This window comes from Limnohabitans sp. Rim8, assembly GCF_943326455.1.
GTDB lineage: Bacteria > Pseudomonadota > Gammaproteobacteria > Burkholderiales > Burkholderiaceae_C > Limnohabitans_A.
In genome coordinates, this window is sequence record NZ_CALPTI020000014.1 from 63,227 (window position 1) to 81,557 (window position 18,331).

The window sequence follows — 18,331 nt, forward strand, 5'->3', positions numbered from 1 at the left end:
GAGGTTGGAGAAAAGTCAAACGCGGATCTGGATCAGACGCCACATCCACAGGATGCCGAAGGCCATCAGGGTCAGCGAGATGTAGACCAGTTGCAAGCCCATCGGGTCGGACCACAGGCGCGACATGAAGCCGGGGTTGAGAAGGCTCATGCCTGCGGCCAGTGCAAACGGCAGCAGTGACAAGATGATGGCCGAGATGCGCCCTTCGGCCGAGAGCACGCGCACGATGCCCGCGATTTTTTGGCGTTCGCGGATCAGTTGGGCGGTGTTTTTCAGGATCTCGGCCAGGTTGCCTCCGGTTTCGCTTTGGATGATCACAGCCACCACAAAGTAGCGCACATCGTCGCTGGCCACCCGCATGGACAAGCCTTGCAGCGCTTGCGTGACGCTGATGCCGAAGTTGATTTCTTCGAACACCGCACGCAACTCGTGCGAGAGCGGGGGCGAGCAGTCTTTGGCCGCCACCTGCAGGGCACTGGCAAAGGCGTGGCCGGCTTGCATGGAGCGGGCCATCAGATCCAGTGCATCTGGAAGGGCTTGGCTGATCAGGGCCATTCGCACCGAGCGGCGGTGTTGCAAGAAGGCGATCAAAAGCATCGGCCCCAGCATCGCCACCACCAGGCTCAGCAGCACTGGCCAGCCAAGGCTGGCCCCGACTGCCAAGGCCAGCAAGACCAGGCCTGCGGCCAGTGACAGGGCCTGCGCCAGACTGAGCGCTAGACCCGTTTGCAGCAAAAAATAGTCGAATGCCGCCACACCAGGAAAAGTTTGCAGCCCGCGCTCGGCCCATTCCCATTGGCTGAGCATTCGCTTGGGACGCAGTTTGAGTGTGGGCTCGGCCTCATCCATGGGGTCGTTGAGCGTGGCCGCTTGCAGCCTTTGCGCCAGGGCTTTTTGGCGTGGGTCCAAGTGTTGCCGCCACAGCCCATACAGGCTCCAAACCAGAGCGCCGATGCTCAGAGATGCCAGCGCGGCAAAGATCCAAAAGGGTGTGTTCATGGCTCAGCTCCAGCCCTGGGTCGGTTCGAACAGCTTGTCGCTGAGCGCGATGCCGCGTGTGACCAAACGTTGCGCAAATTTGGGGCGGATGCCGGTGGCCACAAACTGGCCTTGCACACGGCCGTCGGGGTTCAGGCCGGTTTGCTCGAACCGGAAAATCTCTTGCATGCTGATGATGTCACCCTCGATGCCAGTGATCTCTTGCAAGCTGGTGATCTTGCGTTGCCCGTCCGACAGGCGCGAGACCTGGATCACGACCGACAGGGCTGCGGCAATTTGCTGGCGCATGGCGCGTGACTCGGCTTTGAGACCGGCCATGCCCAGCATGTGTTCGAGTCGGGTGAGCGCATCGCGTGCCGAATTGGCGTGGATGGTGGTCATTGAGCCGTCGTGCCCGGTATTCATGGCCTGAAGCATGTCCAGCACTTCGCCACCGCGCACCTCACCCATGATGATGCGGTCGGGTCGCATGCGCAGGCTGTTGCGCAGCAGATCGCGCTGCGAGATTTCGCCCTTGCCCTCGATGTTGGGGGGGCGCGTCTCCATGCGCACCACATGAGGCTGCTGCAGCTGCAGTTCGGCCGCGTCTTCGATGGTGATGATGCGTTCATTGGCCGGAATGCTGGCCGACATCACGTTCAGCAGTGTGGTCTTGCCGCTGCCTGTGCCACCCGAGACCAGCACATTCAGGCGTGCTCGCACCAGACCCTGGATCAGCTCGGCCATGCCGTCGGTCAGCGTGCCCATGCTGATCAGGTCCTGCACGCTGAAGGGCACCACCGCAAAACGGCGGATCGACAGCAAAGGTCCATCGATGGCCAGGGGCGGGATGACCGCGTTCACGCGCGAGCCGTCGGGCAGTCGCGCATCGACCATGGGGCTCATCTCATCCACGCGCCGCCCAATGCGCGAAACGATGCGGTCGATCACCCGCAGCAAATGGGCCTCATTGTCAAACTGCACATCGGTGTGCACGATCTTGCCGTGCCGTTCGGCATAGACCTGAAACGGTCCGTTGACGAGAATGTCCGAAACCGTGGGGTCGGACAACAAGGACTCGATCGGGCCCAGGCCCAGCATCTCATCCTGGATGACCTGGATGATGTGACGTCGCTCGGTTTCGTTGAGCGCCAGTTTGTGGGTGGTGATGAGTTCTTCGGTCAGCGCCTTGAGCTCGGTGCGCAGGCGCTCGGGGGGCATGCTCTCCATGCGCTGCCAGTCCATCAGCGACAGGATTTCCTGGTGGATGCGGGTCTTGATGTCGTCCATGCGCGGGCCGGGTGTCTTGGTGCTCTGGGCTGGGGCGACGGTTGAGATGGGCGCAGGCGAAGGCACCAGAGGTCGGATATCGGGCAGATGCACGGGCTGCAGATGCTCAGCGCCCAACAGCGAAGTGGCAGGGCTGGGCGTTTCAAATTGGTAGCGCAGGTTGGGGTTCAAGCATCTCTCCTGTGGGTCAACAACACAATGTTTCAGACGTGCTGTTCAGGCAGTCTGGTCGATCCAGCGCTGCATCCAGTGGCGGTTTTTCAGGGGCGTGCTCTCCAGCAGCACACCTGTGGCCTCACGCAGGGCTTGGATCACAGCGTTGTGGTCGTTCACCACCGACAGCGGCTGACCGATGTGCAGTGACTCGTCCACCCACTCAGGGCCGCTGGGAATGCTTTGCTGGACCTTCAGGCCGACGGTCTTCTCCAATTCGCTCAGGCTCACCCAGCCTCTGGGTTTGTAGCGGTTGACCAGCAGGCGAAGCTTGGCTTCTTGCAGTCCCAAGGCGCGCAACATGTTGACCAGCCGCTGCGCGTCGCGCACATCCGGGGTTTGGCTTTGCATGACGATGTAGACCACATCGGCCATGTCCAATACCTTGAGCGTCAAGGCATTCAGGTTGCGGGGCAGGTCGACCACCACATGCTCGTGCTGGTCGCGAACCATGTTGAGGACTTTCTCGATGTCTTGCGCACTGATGGCCATGGCGTTTTCCAGCGAGTGGGGTGCGGCCAGCAGGTTCAGTCGGGGCGTCACGGCGTGCAGGCAACTGGCCAGCAGCTGCACATCGAGCCGGTCAATTTGTCTCGTAAGATCGCTCAGGCTGTGCTTGTTGGCGCCGCTTCCCAGGTAAAAAGAGGCATCGCCGCACTGCAGGTCAAGGTCGACAAATGCACATTTTTTGCCAAATTCGCTGGCCATGATGTGGGCCATATTGGCCGCTACAAAGCTGGTGCCATTGCCCCCTTTGCAACCCATAAAAGCCACCATTCGGCCCGGGCGCTCTTGCGCCTTGGGGGCCAGCGTTGTGGCCATGCCGCTTCCTTGACCTGCCGGGGCAGCGGGGCGATCGCTCCAGCGTTGCAGGGTCTGCGCCAGATCGGCAGGGTTGAGCGGCAGCGGCAAAACTTCGCGCACGCCTGCACGCATGGCCCGCATCAGCAGGGCTTTGCTGTTGTCTTCGCTCAGCAGCAGCACGTTCAATTGAGGCCGCTGCCTCAGCCACCCTTCGAGCGCGACCAGGTCATCGCTGGCGATGTGGTCCGGGCTGATGGGGCTGTCCAGCAGCACGATGCTGCCCGGTGGCGCATTGTCCAATGCCTGCAGTGGTGCGAGCAGCCGAGTGCCTGGTGGGCACAGTACGGCACTGGCCAAAGGCAGGGCGTTTTGTTGCAATGTGCTGCGCAGCGTGGTCAGTAGGGTTTCGTTGGAGGCAATCACATGGATGGACATGGCAAACCTTTCAGGGAGCGGTGGCCGCGCCCAAGCCGATGTTGAAGACAGCTGCTGGTGCAGGCGGGGTTTGAAAGCTTTGCTGGTAGCGCGTGACAGCAGACAGAGCCGACGCGCCATCGGTGTCCGTCTTGTTGCGCAGCTTGTCGTTGACCAAGGGGGTGGCGTGGGTGGCGTGGGGGCCCGTCCCCCTGCCCATGCCCGGCCCCATGCCGTGGGACATGCCTTGGCCCATTCCACCGTGCGGATGATGGGCAGGACAGTTCGGCTCAGACCGCTCGTGTGGGCAGCGCATGGCCATGGGCTGTTGAGCGCCGTGTTCTAACAGGCTTTGTTGGGCCTGTGCCCGTTGCACGGCCAGGCCAAAGTGTTGGTCCACCATCGTGGGTGGGGTGTCGCAGGCGGACAGGGCCAGGCTCAGACCGACGATGCTCAAGCAGCGAAGGGGCAGGGTCATGAAGTTCATGGCGAGTATCTCCAGGCTCAAGAGGTGGATGAAGGTGTGGTGTCAGTCGTGGGTTCAGATTGAGCTGCAGGTGTGGGCGCACCGTCAGGTGTGACCTCGGGTGTGACTTCGGTCGCCGGTTTGTGTGCAGGCTTAGGCCGTGTTTCGGGCATCGGTGGGCTGGCAGGCGCGGGCATGTGCGCGGGCGGTGTGCCTTCGAGTTGGCCTTTCAAGAAGTACTCGCTGCGCTTGGGCGGGATGTAGCTGTCGGTGGGCAGCGCGTAATTGGGCGGCAAGACGCGGGCCAGGCGCGGCGTCACGACAAACAGCAGCTCTGATTTGTCGGTCTGAAAAGCCGTGCTGCGAAACAGTGGGCCCAAGATGGGCAGTTCGCCCAGAATCGGAAAGGCCTTGATGGTCTGGGTTGCATTGCTCTTGACCAGTCCGCCAATGGCAAAGCTTTCGCCATCACGCAGCTGCACTGTGGTGGAAGCGCTGCGCACCGTGATCAGGGGCAGCAAAGTGCTTTGGCCGTTCAGGCCGCGCACGGTGACACCCAGCGGTGACAGTTCCGATACCTCGGGCGAAACCTGCAAATTGATCAAGCCGTCTTCCAGCACGGTCGGCAAAAATTTCAGCTTCACCCCAAATTCTTTTTCCACCAGCTGGATGGGGCCAGTGGCATCAAGGTTCCTGGGCACCGGAATAAAGATCTTGCCCCCTGCCAAAAATGCACCTTCTTGCCCACTCACTGCTGTGATGGTGGGCTCTGCCAGGACTTTGACCAGGTCTTTCTTCATTTCAGCCGTCAAGGTGATGGTGCTCAGGCCGTTGGCCCGTGCGGCGGTCAGGGCAGTCGCGCCGGAACTCAGAAAATCGGCCAGCAGGTTGACCGAAGTGCTCCCTATGGTCCGCGTCAGGTTCAGATCTATCCCTAATTCATCCAGCAACTTTCTGGAGACCTCGGCCACCTTGACTTCGAGCATGACTTGTTGCGTGCCGTGCACGCGCAGCAGGTTGATGACTTTCTTGTTGCCATTGAAGGCCTCGGTCAGGGTCATGAGGCGCTGCACTTTCATGCCGTCGCTCACGCGCCCGCTCAGCACCAGGGTGTCGGCCACACTGTCCACGCGCAGGTTTTCGGCACTGGGCACGTACTCGCGCAGTTTGGCGTGCAGGCTTTCGGTGTCGGCCCCCACGCTGATGTCGCGCAAGGTGGTGCTGCCCGTGGCGGTCCAGACCAGCAGGTTTGTGTGACCGGATTTTTTGCCCAGCAGGTAAATCTCGCGCGGGTTGATGAGCACCACATCGGCCACATCGGGGTTACCCACGGACAGACGTTCAGCGTTTTCGGACAGCTGTAGCAACATAGATTTACCGGCCGTCAGGCGCAGGGGCGGAGCCATGATCACCGGGCCTTGGGTTTGTACCTCGGGCTTGCTGGACGATTTGGCCGAGCTGCTTGTGGCGGCCTTGGCAGGGGTGCTTTTGGCCGCAGCAGCAGAGGTGGTGGCGAGAGGGGCCGCGCGTGAGGCTTGGGGCCACACAAAGGCGATGGACAGGGCGAGGGACAGAGTGAGGGGCAGGATGTCTGGCATGGGACTCTCTTTGTTGTGGCGAATGGACAGGCTCCGGGCTGCTGGCGAGTGAGCGTGGGGTGTTGGCTGCATGAGATCAATTCACGATGAGCTCACTCTTGTGACACAGACAGGCCTCTGATGACCTCAAACCGGGCAGGTTCTGGCGTCGGTGGTGCTGCGGGTTCGGCGGTGGGTGTGGAGGGGGTTACAGGCCTGGCGGCACGCGAACGCGGCGGCACGGTTTTGGCGGCTGTAGCGACGACCACCGCAGCGGCCACTTGGGGCAGCAAGTCCAGTTTGCGCGCACCGGCCGTTTGCACCGGGATGTTGTCGCTGTGGCTTCGTAGCACCAACGACAGGGTGCCCACGCTGCGGGCCAAGTCAATTTGTTCGGCCTGTTGCGGGCTGACTTGCAAGGTCACGGCATTGACCACGCGGGGCTTGCTCTCGTTGGTGGACACGTCTTGCGCCACTGCCAGCACCTGGATGCGTTCAATCACGATTTTGGAGACCGGCTGGTTCTGGCTGTCGGGCGTGTTGACCATCACGTCCACAAAATTGCCAGGCAGCGCAAAACCGGCCACACCCACGATTTCATTGACCTTCACGGTGACCGCGCGTTGTCCGGGCGCGAGCACCGAGGACAAGCCACCTTTCTCGCCCACAGGCGCGAGCTTGCTTTGCAGCAAGGGCTCGCCGCGCAGCACCGGCATGTGGATGACGCGGCCCACAGCTTGGTCGAGCGTGGTCAAGGGGTCCTGAATGGCGGCCGCTTTGGGCCAGGCCAGGGTTTGGAGCATGTCCGGTTGAAGCCGGGTGCCCATTTGCAAATCGCGCTGGGCCACGATCACTTGCATGGTGTTGGAAGCGCTTTGTTGCTGCAACCAACTGGCGGCATAAGCAGCGGCCGTCAAGCCCAACACCAAGGCCAGCAGCAGCGCACCCAAGGGACGAGTGTTTCTCATGGAAGGAAGTCCTTGCAAGGCAAAAAAATTCACGAAATAGGCCAGAGCTTGAGCACATGCACCGCAGTGCCCGCGCCAATTGCCAAGGCGTAAGGCAGGCGTGTTGTGCCCACCGGAAAGGCTGTGCGTTCAGCGCTTGGCCCGTGTTGACGGCTGAGCCAAAGTTGTGTGAAACCGGTGCTCAGGTTGTGCAGGGTCTGGCCCAGTTGGCCGCTGAACAGCGCCCAAGCGATGGAAAGCAAGCCCCCGGCCAGCAAGATGAGCAGGTTGACCCACAGCATGTCGGGGTAGCCCACAAACAGGCCCGTGGCGGCGGCCAGCTTCACGTCGCCAGCGCCCACAGCCCGCAAGAGGTAGAACACCAGAAAGCCTAAAAAACCCACCAAGCCCCCCGCAAGCGCCGAACCCAGGCCAATGCCATAGGACGACAGTGACAGCCCGATGGCGGTCAAGCTGCCCCACAACACCAGCGTGTTGGGTATGCGGCGCGTTGCGGTGTCGTGCCACATGGCCGCCAACAGCATGGCGGCCAGTGCGGCCAGATGTGTCCAGTCAAAAAGGCTGAGGGGCATGGGAAGTTTCAGGTTGCAGAAGTGACAATCAATCGTTTGTTGCTTGTCACGGCGCGAGAACGGCCAGGTCTCCGGCAATTCTTGTGAACAGTCCGTTGAGGGAGGTGCCCAGAGCGCCTGCACCGAACGTAATCGCCAATGCGATCAGCGATGCCAGCAAGCCATATTCGATGGCGGTTGCACCATCTTCATTGGACCAAAATGTCTTGAAAGATTGAGAAAAGTTTTTCATGTCGCTAACTCCAAAGTTGAAAGGTAGAGGAGAACTGCAAGCCTCTGGGTTGTCCAAGGCGGATTGCTCTAGCCCGCAACGGCCCAGTGGCCTTGCATCGGCTTTGAACTTTCAAAACCGACAGTTCAATGTAAATAAAAATCCGATCTGGATCGGTATGCCAGCGCACCAAAGGGCTCATGTGTATGGGTTTTGCACAGGGGTGTGAGGCAGCGCACAGAGGCACCCGAAGACGCGCTTTATGGTCAAGGCTTTCCCAATGGCTTTGATCGGCCAAGACCAGGAGATAGCCCATGACCCGGTGTTCACAGATCCCACGCAAAGCGCGCATGCCTCAGGGCCAACGCGGCGCGGCCGTGGTCGAGTTCGCACTCATCCTGCCCATCTTGCTGGCCTTGCTGGTGGGCGGCATCGATGCGAGCCTGGCTTTGTACGACAAGGCCGTCATCACCAACGCCAGCCGAGAGGGCGCACGCGCGGGCATCGTGGCACGCAACCCACCGGTCTCTCATCAAGCTATCTTGGATGTGGTCAATGCCTATGCAAAACCGGCGCTGGTCAGCTTTGGGGCGAATACGGCTGATCCCACAGTGAGCATCCAAAAGATCACACCTTTGAACAGTGACCCTTTCCTGAAGGTGACTGTGAGCTACACCTTTCAAGGCATTGGTCTGGGCAGCCTGCTGCAGAGTCTGGGGCAGCCCATGGTTTTGCAGGCCACCACGTCTATGGTTTACGAGTAAAGGACTCGGTCATGAAAAAAATCAAACTGATTCCCAAAACCCAAAAAGGTGCGGTCAGCGTGTTGGTGGCGCTGACCTTGCCCGTACTCGTGGGGGTAGGGGCCCTGGCGGTGGACCTGGCTTATTTGCATGTGGTGCGCAACGAGTTGCAAAACGATGCCGATGCGGCAGCGCTGGCCGGAGCCCGCAAGCTCTACACCAACGGCGCCTCGGCGCTGAATTGGGTGGGCGCTGCCAGCACGGCCAGCAGCGCCATCGCCCTCAACCGAGCCGCAGGTGACGAACTGTCTGATGGCCTGGTGCAAACCGGTTACTGGGACACGACCCAGACGGCGACGGGTTTGCAAGGTTTGCCCATGACACCGAGTGCCAACGATGCGCCTGCCGTGCAGGTGACTGTGGGCAAAAGCGAGAACCAGAACAAGGCTCCGGTGCGCACCTTTTTGGCCAGCATCTGGGGCGTGTATGCCAAGCCAGTGCAGGTCACGGCGGTGGCGGGAGTGAGCAGTCCGGGCGTCATCCAGCCAGGCGGATTGTTCCCATTGGCCGTTTCAAAATGCTTGTACGACAAGTTTTGGAACATGAGTGCGCAGCCTCCAGCACCGCTTGCGGATCCCCTGACGGGCAAAGTACCAGAGTTCCAACTTGGCCCTTCGTACCCTCGCGGATACTGTGAAGCAGCACAGTGGTCATCACTGAACATGCAAGCTTCTGGGGCCAATGCCATCGAAACAATGATTGAAGATGGCAACCCGATCAGCATGTCGGTGGGCGACAAGGCTTGGATTCAAACGGGCGTCAAAAACAGCTTGTACACCGATGTCAAAAGATGCAGTGCAGCGGGCAATAAGACGTGTGAGTTTGTGGTGGTGCCCACACTGGCCAACGTGGTCCCGGGGACTTCGGCCACGATCGTTGGCTTTGCCTGTATGCAGTTCCTGGACGCTTTTGGTGGTAAAGATCCCTACATCCTCGCCAAAATGAGCAACCAATGTCCGCCGCCTCTCTCCGGTGGTGTGGGGCCCAACTACGGCGTTATCTCGCAGCCGAGTTTGTTCAAGTGATCCATTTTGTCGTTCGATGGTGCGGTGCGATACAGACTGGCCCGCGCTGATCCTTGAGCATGTAGTTGTTGTGTCTTCCTCACCTCAACCTTCCCCATGAAAGAGAGAAATCGATGAGTCCAGTGTTTGCATTGAACAAGTGGCCCCACGCCTTGCGTGCCACATCGGCGGTGTCTGTCGCAGTGTCCGCAGCGATCATGTTGCTCGGCTGTGGCGGCGAGGGCGGCGGTGGCATCTCGGCCAACAACGGCTCTCAAGTGCTGCTCAAGGCCGGAGAATCTACGGTGGTGGCGGGCACACTGGAGAGTGTCAAGTACCGTTTGACTTCCATATCTTGGTCCGTGTTGCCTTTGGCGGCCAACAACCCGGTGCTGTCCTTGTCGAATGAAAACTGTGCCGTCGCAGAAAAAAGTGACATGCTGACGCCAACGCCCGGCACCAACAGTTCACCGGCAGGTTCGGGTGGCAGCACATGGGGGTGCAATCTGGTGGTCTCTGCCGAAGCCAAGATGATCACCGCAGATGCGGATTACGAGTTGGTGCTGGCGGGTGTCAACGAGGTTGGGCAGCGGGTGACTTACAAGCGGGCTTTGCGTGTGCAGCCCAATCCAGACATCAACACCTTGGTCCCGGTCACGGGCTATTTGAAGGGCATGACCATTCAACCCGTGGCAAGCGTCTGCAAACCCGGAGCGGCGCTTTCATTGCAGGCACAAGGCATTGACACCAGCAACCCCACTTTCAATTACCGCTGGCGCATCGTTCAGGGGCCTGAGGTGGTGCTGGCTGGGGCCGATAAGCCAACGGTCGGTTTGATCCTGCCCCAGGTGAGTGTGTCGACGATCATGGTGATTCAGCTCGAAGCCAGCACCACGGCCATCACACCGGAAAACACAGCGGTGTACATGACTCAGGCGGTGGTTCATGTCAATCCAACGACTGAAGAACCGACTTGTACAGCCTATTAACGCCAAGTGCGCCAGTGTGTGGCCAGACAGGGCGATCAAGCCCTGGCTGGCCTCAGGTCTCATGCGTGGCACTCGTGCCATGCGTGCCATGCTTGCCGTGAGAGCGGTGCGTATCCGCCCGTTCTGCTAGCACTTCAGGCGTGGAGGTGTTGCGACACACCGTCTTTGTGCGGGTAAATCTCCAGCACATTGCCCGTGCGTAAAGAGTTCAGTGCAGATGCGCCTAGCAGCAGGGCTGATTTCTCGCTGCTCCAGGCCCCATGTTCCGGACCTTGGCTCCAATAAAGCGGTGCATCACATTGCACGGCAAACGCAAGACCTCACGCATGATCCAATTGCTGTAAGCCCCGAACCAGTCGGGGAACGATGTTGCTGGTGGCCACCAGGCCTGCGATACCGCTCATGTTCTGGGCTCCTGCACTCAACGTTCGCGCAAGGCTTGTGTCATCGCTTGCAAAGGCCTGAGCAAATACTCCAGCACGGTTTTTTGCCCGGTCTTGATTTCCACGGTGGCGGTCATGCCCGGCGTGGCGTTCATCTGCATGCCGTGCCGCTCCAGGCGCTGATCGACGATGCGCACCAGAATGCGGTAATAACCTTCCTCCAGATCGACGGGCGCGTTGCCTGGTTTTCGGGGCTTGTTTTCATCGCGCAAGGTGTCGGGGCTGATGTGGTCCAGCACCGCCTCCAGACCGCCATATTTGTTGAAGTCATAGGCACTCAGCTTGACCACGGCGGGTTGGTTCACTTTGAGGAAGGCCACTTCAGAGGGTTTCACATAAGCTTCCACCAGCATGTTGTCCTGCACAGGCACGATCTCCAGAATGGTTTGACCGCTCTGGATGACAGCGCCCAATGTCGTTTGCTGAACGTTTTTCACAATCCCGTCCATCGGTGCCTTGATCACGGTTTTCTTGAAAGCATCTTCGCGGGCAAGGGTGTTTTCTCGGGTTTGTGATAGCTCGGATTCCACGCGAACCCATTCATTGCTGGCGTCGGTCAGGTATCGATTGCGTCGTTCGGCCATGCGTGATTGCATGTCGGCATATTGACGCTTGAGGCGCAGCAACTCGACTTCAGACATCACGCCTTGTTCCACCAAGGGCTCGGTCAAGCTGAGCTCTCTGGACAACTGAGACAAGGACTGCTGCATGGCCGCCATTTCCTCGTTAAGCGCCTGTTTGCGCGCGAGGTAGGCCTGGGTTTCGCGTCGCACCACCGAAGCATGGTTTTTCACATGGTTCGGAAATTGAATGGCCGTGCCATAGGCTTCGGCCTGCAGCCGCGCCGCCTGAGCCGAAAGGGCGATCCATTTCTCTCTGGCCTCGCGAAACACCGGCCCTGAGCGGGCATCATCGATGCGCAGCAAGACCTGGTCTTTGACCACCGCATCACCCTCGCGCACCAGCAACTCGGCCAATACGCCAGAGTCCAAACTTTGGATCACTTGCTCTCGGCTCGAAGGAATCACCTTGCCCGTACCGCGTGTGATTTCCTCCAAGTCGAAAGACGCTGCCCACAACAGCGCAGCAATCAGCGCAAACCCGATGATGGCCACCAGTTTGCGGCTGGTGCGGCGTTCGTCGTCTTCGATGCTCGATGCAGAGGCGTATTGGGACGGCTTGTGATTTTTGTGGAAGGTGGACATCTTGATTCCTGAAATCTTCAAACAGCGGCGGGGGCCATAGGCGGGTTCGGTATTGCCGTCTCAGCAGCGGTCTGGGCTGATGAGCGGGAGGGCTTGACGGTCATGGGTTTCTTGCGAACCCCGGTGGAGAGCTTCTTGAGAACCTCGTCACGCGGACCTTCGATCAGAACCTGACCCTGATCGACCAGGGCGATGCGCTCAACCCATGTCAGCAACTGCAGCCGATGGGTTGACAACACCAAGGTGCGGCCCTTCAGCCACGTTCCCAAAACCTCAATCACTTTGGCTTCGGTGGTCTGGTCCATCATGGAGGTGGGCTCGTCCAGAAACACCAGCGCCGGGTCGCGCAGCATCATTCGGGCGATCGCCAGCAACTGGCGTTGACCGCCTGACAAGCCTCCGCCCGCCTCGGTCAGTGGCATGTCCAGACCTCGGGGGTGGCTGGCCACCAAGCTGTACATGTCCAGTTTTTGCAGCACCTCGATGATCCTGGCATCACTGATCCAGCTGTCCGACAGCACCAGGTTGTCGCGCAGGGATCCCTGGAAAAGCTGCGCCTCTTGGCTGACGTAGCCCAATCGGCTGCGCAACTCGGCAGGTTCGATTTGCTGCAGGTCCACCCCATCGATCGAGACACGCCCGCCCAACGGTGTGTACAAGCCCGAGAGCAGGCGCAGCAAGGTGCTTTTACCGCTGCCAATTCGGCCCAAAAGTGCCACATGCTCGCCGGCTGCCAGATGAAGAGACAGATTGCGGATCACCGGGATCTGGTGTTCGCCTGGGTAGGCAAATTCCAGATTTTCAGCACGCAGGTCGCCCACGATTTTTTCAGGCACCACATAACGGCGTTCGCCATCGCGATCGCGTGGTCTTTTCATCAGGGCATCCAGCGTGTCCAGCGCACTGCGAGCTTGTTGGTAGCGTGCTGCCAGGGACATGATGCTGCCCAAAGGCGTGATGGCCCTTCCCGCCAGAATGACCGAGGCAATCAGGCCACCGAGGGTGAGGGCGTTGTCGCCAATGAGGTAAACGCCATAAACCACCATGCCCACCGTCACCAGCTGTTGCATGGAGGCCGTCAGGCCCAGCATCAAATTGGTGAGTGAGCGGGTTTGTTTGTACGAATCGGTCGCTGCCAAATTGGCGTTTTCCCAGCGTCTTTGCAAATAGCTTTCGGCGTTGTGGGCCTTGAGCATTTCTAAATTGAGCAGCGATTCGACCAATACGCTTTGCTTGTCGCCACTTTCCTTCATGTTCTCGCGCATGGCCCGCATCAGGGGCTTTTGCGCCCACAGTCCCACGATCACCAGAATCGGCACGGCTGCTGCGGGTATCCAAGCCAGGGGGCCACCAATGATGCCGATCAGGAGGATGAACAACAAGATGAACGGCATGTCGACCACCAACACCATCGAAGCCGATGACATGAAATCTCTCAACGATTCAAAGTCTCGCATGGAGCTGGCAAAAATACCGATCGACTGTGGCCGGTGTTCAAGTCGGATGGTCATGATCTCGCGCAGCAGCATGGCGTTCAGACTCAAGTCAGCCTTGCGGCCTGCCAGATCGACCAGTCGCGCCTTGAGCCAGCGCGTACCGAATTCCAGCAAAATCGCCACGGTGGTGCCAATGGCCAGGGTCCAAAGCGAGGTGTAGGCCTGGGTAGGCACCACACGGTCGTACACGTTCATGGCAAAGAAAATGGTGGCCAGCGTGAGCACGTTGGCCACCACGGCGGCCATGATGGACTCGATGTAAAACCCTTTGAAGCGCCGCACCGTGTTCCAGAACCAGCCCAGAGCTTCACCGCTGAAGGGCACCAACTGATGGGCCGATGTTTGTTGGGCGGGTTTGACCACCAAAATTTCACCATAAGCCAAGCGTTGCAACTCGTCCAAGGACATGGCGATTTCGGTCATGCCGGTGTCTGCCATCAGGACTTTGACCGTTTGCCCGGCCACGGACACCAGCACGGCTGCCCGACCATCCACGAAAGGGACGATGACCGGTAACACATAACTGGGTAACTGATGCAGGTCGGTGCGTGACCAGACGGCGATCATGCCGTGCAATCGGGCCAGATCGGGGTAGGCATTCATGGGAATTCGCCCTTCCTCATCCAAGGCAAAACCGGCCCGCAGCGCCGAGAGATGCACCTCGCGGTCAATCCGTTTGGCGGTCAAGGCCAGACAAACCAGCAAGGGGTCACGTTCGTGGGGGGTGACGCTGGCTGAGGGCATGGTCGGTTCACTGAACAGACTTTTGGCACCGGGTGCTTGAAACGAAATGGCGTCCATCGATTACTCCAGATTTGAAAGGGGCGTTGACTCAGGTTCAGCGGGTGTCATGGCCTGAACACGGAGCACAGGGGTGGTGTTGGTGGACGGGGGATGGCTATCGGTGGTCTGATGCAGTGCCAACGGCGCGACTGCAGAAGCTGCAACTGAGTAGGCGTTGGCCAGTTGTCCCAGATTGGCCAAGATCCGCACCTGTGACAGGCGCGATTCATTCAGGGCGTTGGCCGCATTGCTTTTGTAGGTGTAAAGATCGCTTTGAATGTTCAATAAATCCAGCAAGGAGCGGCGTCCTACACGGAATTGCTGTTCATAGCCCAAAGCCAGACTTTGCGCGGTGCGTGTTTGTTCTCTTCCCATGTCGGCACGTTGCCCAGACAGTTGCCAACTGGCCCAAGATGAAGCCAGTTGTTCATTGAGAGTCAGTCGTGCTTCCACCAGGTCCGCATCCAGTGATTGGAGATTGGCCATGGCCACGCCCACTGCACCACGCGCGGTGCCGCCGTCGATCAAGGGCACGTTCAATTGAAGCTGCGTGACGAACTGGCCTTGGGCCAATCCGGGTATGGTTGATTTCGCATGGGAGAGGTTGACGGTGGGCAAGCCTTGTGCCTGGGCATAACGCACACTGGCCAGTGCAGCCTCACGTTGCGCCAGAAATCTGCCGATCACCGGATGCTGATCATGGAGTTCAGCCTGTGCCTGAGCCAAGGTTTGGTAAGGGATGGCGGGGGAAAATTCAAGGCCACTGGGCTCGGCGGGGGCAGGCGCCATGATCATCCGTGCGAGGCGCTCAGCCGCCACACGCAGTTCGATCTCGCTTCTGATCATGCTCAACTTGGCGTTGTCAAAACGCACCTGTGCTTGGTTCAGATCGATGCGGCGGCCTGGGTCGACTTGGGTGATGATTTTGAAATCATTCAGAATTTTTTCATGGGCCCCCAGGTTTTCCGTCGCCAATAGATAAACCCGTTTTTGATGCGCCCATTGCAAATAGGCCTCGCTGGTGATCAGTGCCACATCGTCACGGTTGATGTATTCCTGCTTTTGACTGGCTTTGGCTTGGGCTTGCGAGCGTTCCACATCGGATTGAATGCGGCCGCCAGACCACAGATTCAGGCTCAGCACCGGCGTCTGGATCCAGCGGTTGGGCAGACCATCGCTGCGGTAGTCGTTATAGGTCCCGGACCATGAAAGTTGTGGCCAATGTGCGCCTTTGGCTCTGGTGATGTCTGATCTCGCAGCTTCGGTTTTATAGCGTGATGCTGCGATGCTGGGGTAATGCTCCAAAGCCATCAATACGGCCTCTTGAAGACTTTGCGACCAGCATCCCATGGGCAACCAGAGTGCAGCCAAACAAACGATGCCTTTTTTCAATGGGCGCATAAAACTCCTGTTTTTATATTGAATGGCTTGCAAGTCAGCGTGAGAGATGTCGTCACCATGGCTTTTTTCCAGCTTAGTGAAATCAGTAGATGCCGCACATCCCTTCAAACCGATAGTGGCGCTACCGAAAAAGCAGTAAGCATGAAAAAAAACGGGCAAGCCGTGAGGCTTGCCCGTGGAACATGCGTTCCCCTTGTCGGTGTCAGGGGTTCATGTTGTTCAATGTGTCAACTCACACACCCAAGTAGTAGGCGTTGTCGATGTCCAGCACCAAAGGCATGCCGGCCACTGCCACTGCGGCATCTCCGGACTGCTGGCCCTCGGCCCATGCAGCGCCCGTGAAGATGAACTCATCGGAGGCACCCACAGCCAAACTCCCGAACGAATAAGCGGTGCCCGCCGCAGCGCCGTTCAGGTCGTACACCGGATCGGTCAAGGTGACGTCTCCAAGCGAGATGTTGCCGGTGTTGCTCACGGTGAAGCGGAACTGCGGATCGATGCCTGAGCTGGAAGAGAGCAGCGGGCCGGTCTCGCTGTTCGCATCCAGCCAAGTCGCGCCGTTGTCCACCGACACATACTTGGTCAGATCAATCCCAGGCTGGTAGACCACCGTGACACCTTCGGCATCAATGAAAGCAGGAGTTTCATTGGTGTCGGCAACCGCCGTGTTGATGAGCACCCCATCCCCTCCGGCATTGCTGTCCAGATCGGCCTGGGTCAGCACATAGCTGGAGTTGTAGACCACCGTGGCGCCAGGCGCGAGCGAGGCCAGCGACTCGCTCATGCCAGTCAGGTCATCCACCACCGTCAGGTTGGTCAAGGTCACGCTGCCCTCGTTCTTGACGGTGAAGACATAGTTCAACACGTCACCTGCGGCATCGGCGAGGGAATTTCCGTTCCCGCCGTCGATGTTCACAATGCGCTTGTCAAACGCCATGCCGAGGGTGCGCAGGATCGGGACCGATTCAATGTCACTGATGGGTGTGGTCTGGGCCGAGTCGGCGATGGCAATGTTGTCGATGTAGCCATCACCGCCGCCGTTGTTGTCCAGATCGGCCTGGGTCAGCGTGTAGCTGGTCAGGTAGGTCTGGGTTTGGCCAGGCACCAGGGTCAGACCCGTCACATTCAAGCCGGTCATCGGTTCATTGACAGACACTCCGGTCAAGGTCACGTTGCTCGGGTTGGCCACCACAATGCGGTAGTTCAGCACATCGCCCACGGCATCGACCAGGTTGTTGCCATTGCCGCCGGTGACATTGAGGTAGGCCTTGTCCAAGAACAGCACCGGGGTGCGGATCAGTTGCACTGTCTCGTTGTCCTGCGTGGCCAGGGTCTGGTCCGAATCCACCGTGGTGGAGTTCTCGATGTAACCATCTCCGCCACCGTTGCTGTCCAGATCGGCCTGGGTCAGCGTGTAGCTGGTCAGGTAGTTCTGGTTAGCGCCGGGAGCCAAGGAGGCAATCGTCTGGCTCAGTCCTGTCAAGTCATCAAAGACGGTGACATTGGTCAGGGTGACGGTGCCCGCATTGAACACGTTGATGGAGTAGTTCAGCAGCTCACCGGCCTGGTCCGCAAAGCCGTTGTTGTTGCCGCCGGTCACGCCTGTGACGCTCTTGTTGACACCCAATCCGATGGAGCGCAGCAATGGGCTGGATTCGGTGTCCGACAGCGAAGCAGTCTGATCCGAATCGGCCGTGGCTGTGTTGTCGTGGTAGCCGTCGCCATCGCCGTTGCTGTCCACATCGGCTTGGGTGAGGGTGTAGGTGGAGCTGAACACCGCTGTTTCGCCGGGTACCAGGGTCAGACCCGTGATATTCAAGCCAGTAGAGGGGTCCAGCACCGACACGCCGGTCAAGGTGATGTTGCCTTCATTGGCCACAGTGGCGTTGTACAACAGCACGTCGCCAGCAGCATCCAAGATGGTGTTGCCGTTACCGCCGGACACACTCACCAAGGACTTGTTCAGCGACAAGGAAGGGCGTGGCAGCAACTGAATCGGCTCAAAATCGCTGACGGGACCCGTTTGTGCGCTGTCGGCCGTGGCGGTGTTCTCGATGTAGCCATCGCCACCGCCATTGCTGTTCAGGTCCAGCTGAGTCAGCGTGTAGCTGGTCAAGAAGACCTGACTTTGCCCGGGGGACAAGGTCACACCTGCCGCATTGAACCCAGTGAGGACGTCGGTGACGGTCACATCGGTCAGGGTCATGTTGCCGGGGTTGGACACCGTGATGGTGTAGTTGAGCTGATCGCCGGGGGCGTCGGCAGCGATGTTGCCGTTGCCACCGGTGATGCTGGCAATGGCTTTGTCCACGGCAATGGCGGGGGCCTGTTCCACGCGGATAGAAGCATCGTCGGTATCAGGGTCCGTCTGCTCAGAGTCGGCAGTGGCCAAGTTGACGATGGGCGAACCTGCATCAATCTCCGCTTGCGTGACCACGTGGCTGGCGGTGTAGGACCAGGTCTCACCCACATCCAGCTCGCCATCTTCAGAAGCGGCGTCAACGACCAGGGTGGGGGCTCCGATGAAGGGATCGCTCACCACCACACCGGTGAGGGTTTGGTTGCCGGTGTTTTGCACGCTGATGGCGTAGTTGATGACTTCGCCTGCGGCGTTGGCGGTGCCGCCAGCGACAGAGGCATCTTTGACGATGTTCAGGCTTGCGGCCTGTTCTACGGCAATCGAAGCATCATCGGTATCAGGGTCAGTCTGTTCA

Annotated in this window: 15 protein-coding genes; 3 read left to right on the forward strand and 12 right to left on the reverse strand. The window is 59.3% G+C overall.

The genetic code is table 11. The features are described from left to right. Positions 1-15 precede the first annotated feature (15 nt). The 8 genes from Q1M54_RS10810 to Q1M54_RS10845 all read right to left on the reverse strand — a co-directional run bounded on the left by Q1M54_RS10810 (position 16) and on the right by Q1M54_RS10845 (position 7,514). A complete protein-coding gene (locus tag Q1M54_RS10810; protein WP_300557132.1) occupies positions 16-999 on the reverse strand; it encodes a type II secretion system F family protein in 984 nt (327 codons plus the stop codon). Positions 1,000-1,002: 3 nt separating this feature from the next. Then, complete coding sequence (locus Q1M54_RS10815; RefSeq protein WP_300557166.1) at positions 1,003-2,316, reverse strand: CpaF family protein; 1,314 nt, start codon at positions 2,314-2,316, stop codon at positions 1,003-1,005. 168 nt (positions 2,317-2,484) lie between these two features. Continuing rightward, positions 2,485-3,720, reverse strand: a complete 1,236-nt coding sequence (locus tag Q1M54_RS10820; protein WP_300557134.1) for an AAA family ATPase — start codon at positions 3,718-3,720, stop codon at positions 2,485-2,487. 10 nt (positions 3,721-3,730) lie between these two features. Next, positions 3,731-4,186, reverse strand: coding sequence for a hypothetical protein (locus Q1M54_RS10825; protein ID WP_300557136.1), 456 nt, complete (start codon positions 4,184-4,186; stop codon positions 3,731-3,733). Between the two features lie 17 nt (positions 4,187-4,203). Beyond that, positions 4,204-5,763, reverse strand: a complete 1,560-nt coding sequence (locus Q1M54_RS10830; protein WP_300557138.1) for a type II and III secretion system protein family protein — start codon at positions 5,761-5,763, stop codon at positions 4,204-4,206. A gap of 92 nt (positions 5,764-5,855) precedes the next feature. Further along, on the reverse strand, positions 5,856-6,710 hold the full coding sequence (gene cpaB, locus Q1M54_RS10835; RefSeq protein WP_300557140.1) for a Flp pilus assembly protein CpaB: 855 nt from the start codon (positions 6,708-6,710) through the stop codon (positions 5,856-5,858). Positions 6,711-6,739: 29 nt separating this feature from the next. Beyond that, a complete protein-coding gene (locus Q1M54_RS10840; RefSeq protein ID WP_300557142.1) occupies positions 6,740-7,282 on the reverse strand; it encodes an A24 family peptidase in 543 nt (180 codons plus the stop codon). Positions 7,283-7,328: 46 nt separating this feature from the next. After that, positions 7,329-7,514 (reverse strand): Flp family type IVb pilin, encoded by a 186-nt coding sequence (locus Q1M54_RS10845; RefSeq protein ID WP_300557143.1) that lies wholly within the window; start codon positions 7,512-7,514, stop codon positions 7,329-7,331. A 293-nt stretch (positions 7,515-7,807) separates the two neighbouring features. Between Q1M54_RS10845 and Q1M54_RS10850 the strand changes: the two genes are divergently transcribed. From Q1M54_RS10850 to Q1M54_RS10860, 3 genes are all read left to right on the forward strand, one after another. Beyond that, positions 7,808-8,257, forward strand: coding sequence for a TadE/TadG family type IV pilus assembly protein (locus tag Q1M54_RS10850; protein ID WP_300557145.1), 450 nt, complete (start codon positions 7,808-7,810; stop codon positions 8,255-8,257). An 11-nt stretch (positions 8,258-8,268) separates the two neighbouring features. Next, positions 8,269-9,321 carry a TadG family pilus assembly protein gene (locus Q1M54_RS10855; protein ID WP_300557147.1) on the forward strand — a complete coding sequence of 351 codons (1,053 nt, stop codon included), beginning with the start codon at positions 8,269-8,271 and terminating at the stop codon, positions 9,319-9,321. Positions 9,322-9,434: 113 nt separating this feature from the next. Further along, on the forward strand, positions 9,435-10,289 hold the full coding sequence (locus tag Q1M54_RS10860; protein WP_300557149.1) for a hypothetical protein: 855 nt from the start codon (positions 9,435-9,437) through the stop codon (positions 10,287-10,289). A 421-nt stretch (positions 10,290-10,710) separates the two neighbouring features. Here the strand turns inward: Q1M54_RS10860 and Q1M54_RS10865 are convergent, their stop codons facing one another. The 4 genes from Q1M54_RS10865 to Q1M54_RS10880 all read right to left on the reverse strand — a co-directional run. Then, entirely contained in the window at positions 10,711-11,937 is a 1,227-nt protein-coding gene (locus Q1M54_RS10865) for an HlyD family efflux transporter periplasmic adaptor subunit (protein ID WP_300557151.1), read from the reverse strand. Positions 11,938-11,954: 17 nt separating this feature from the next. Further along, on the reverse strand, positions 11,955-14,234 hold the full coding sequence (locus Q1M54_RS10870; protein ID WP_300557153.1) for a type I secretion system permease/ATPase: 2,280 nt from the start codon (positions 14,232-14,234) through the stop codon (positions 11,955-11,957). A gap of 3 nt (positions 14,235-14,237) precedes the next feature. Next, the gene (locus Q1M54_RS10875) at positions 14,238-15,617 is read right to left on the reverse strand and encodes a TolC family protein (protein WP_300557155.1); all 1,380 of its coding nucleotides are present in this window, start codon (positions 15,615-15,617) and stop codon (positions 14,238-14,240) included. Between the two features lie 232 nt (positions 15,618-15,849). After that, positions 15,850-18,331: hypothetical protein (locus Q1M54_RS10880; RefSeq protein ID WP_300557157.1), on the reverse strand; the 2,482-nt coding region annotated here is incomplete at its 5' end.

Coding starts and splice junctions, on each gene's coding strand:
- Q1M54_RS10810 (WP_300557132.1), bottom strand. CDS start 999: ATGAACACACCCTTTTGGATCTTTGCCGCGCTGGCATCTCTGAGCATC.
- Q1M54_RS10820 (WP_300557134.1), bottom strand. CDS start 3,720: ATGTCCATCCATGTGATTGCCTCCAACGAAACCCTACTGACCACGCTG.
- Q1M54_RS10825 (WP_300557136.1), bottom strand. CDS start 4,186: ATGAACTTCATGACCCTGCCCCTTCGCTGCTTGAGCATCGTCGGTCTG.
- Q1M54_RS10830 (WP_300557138.1), bottom strand. CDS start 5,763: ATGCCAGACATCCTGCCCCTCACTCTGTCCCTCGCCCTGTCCATCGCC.
- cpaB (WP_300557140.1), bottom strand. CDS start 6,710: ATGAGAAACACTCGTCCCTTGGGTGCGCTGCTGCTGGCCTTGGTGTTG.
- Q1M54_RS10840 (WP_300557142.1), bottom strand. CDS start 7,282: ATGCCCCTCAGCCTTTTTGACTGGACACATCTGGCCGCACTGGCCGCC.
- Q1M54_RS10845 (WP_300557143.1), bottom strand. CDS start 7,514: ATGAAAAACTTTTCTCAATCTTTCAAGACATTTTGGTCCAATGAAGAT.
- Q1M54_RS10850 (WP_300557145.1), top strand. CDS start 7,808: ATGACCCGGTGTTCACAGATCCCACGCAAAGCGCGCATGCCTCAGGGC.
- Q1M54_RS10855 (WP_300557147.1), top strand. CDS start 8,269: ATGAAAAAAATCAAACTGATTCCCAAAACCCAAAAAGGTGCGGTCAGC.
- Q1M54_RS10860 (WP_300557149.1), top strand. CDS start 9,435: ATGAGTCCAGTGTTTGCATTGAACAAGTGGCCCCACGCCTTGCGTGCC.
- Q1M54_RS10865 (WP_300557151.1), bottom strand. CDS start 11,937: ATGTCCACCTTCCACAAAAATCACAAGCCGTCCCAATACGCCTCTGCA.
- Q1M54_RS10870 (WP_300557153.1), bottom strand. CDS start 14,234: ATGGACGCCATTTCGTTTCAAGCACCCGGTGCCAAAAGTCTGTTCAGT.
- Q1M54_RS10875 (WP_300557155.1), bottom strand. CDS start 15,617: ATGCGCCCATTGAAAAAAGGCATCGTTTGTTTGGCTGCACTCTGGTTG.